The sequence below is a fragment of the Bradyrhizobium sp. 142 genome, from assembly GCF_023074015.1.
Classification (GTDB): Bacteria; Pseudomonadota; Alphaproteobacteria; order Rhizobiales; family Xanthobacteraceae; genus Bradyrhizobium.
The window spans coordinates 1-677 of sequence record NZ_JADPKQ010000244.1; the positions used below are offsets into that span (position 1 = coordinate 1).

Below are 677 nucleotides of genomic sequence, written 5' to 3' on the forward strand. Positions count from 1 at the left end.
ACCAGGTCGTGCGACATCGCACGCGGCTCAAGAACGAGGTGCATTCAATCCTGCACGCGCACCTGATCCCGAAGTGCCCGCATGCCGATCTTTTCAACGCCCGCGGCCGGGCGTGGTTGGCCGCTCAACAGTTGCCGGACGATGAACGCGCAGCGATCGATCGGCACGTCCGTGAACTTGACCGGTTGGCGGAAGACCTGGCCCTGCTCGACCGCGAAATTGCGCAGGACGCCATGGACGATCCCGCGGTCAATAGATTGATGACAATCACCGGCGTCAATCTGGCGGTCGCCGCCGGGATCGTGGCGGCGATCGGCGACATCGGCCGGTTCAACAGCCCCCAGAAGCTGGTGAGCTATTTCGGGCTGAACCCGCGGGTGCGGCAGTCGGGACTGGGAGCTGCCCATCACGGTCGCATCAGCAAGATCGGCCGTTCTCACGCGCGCGCCATGCTGGTCGAGGCGGCCTGGGCAGCGGCCAAGGCGCCCGGTCCACTGCATGCTTTTTTCGTCCGCATCCGCGCCCGGCGCGGCCATCAGATCGCCGCGGTGGCCGTGGCTCGCAAGCTCACTGTGCTCTGCTGGCATTTGTTGACGAAGGGCGAAGATTACCTGTGGGCGCGCCCAGCCCTGGTGGCCAACAAGACCCGCGCAATGCAACTTCAAGCCGGACATCCG

General features: G+C 65.3%; 1 protein-coding gene. It reads left to right on the plus strand.

Annotated features, from left to right (window positions below; genetic code table 11):
• Positions 1-677, plus strand: a 677-nt coding sequence (locus tag IVA82_RS49040; RefSeq protein WP_247493251.1) for an IS110 family transposase, incomplete at both ends; no start/stop codon positions are given.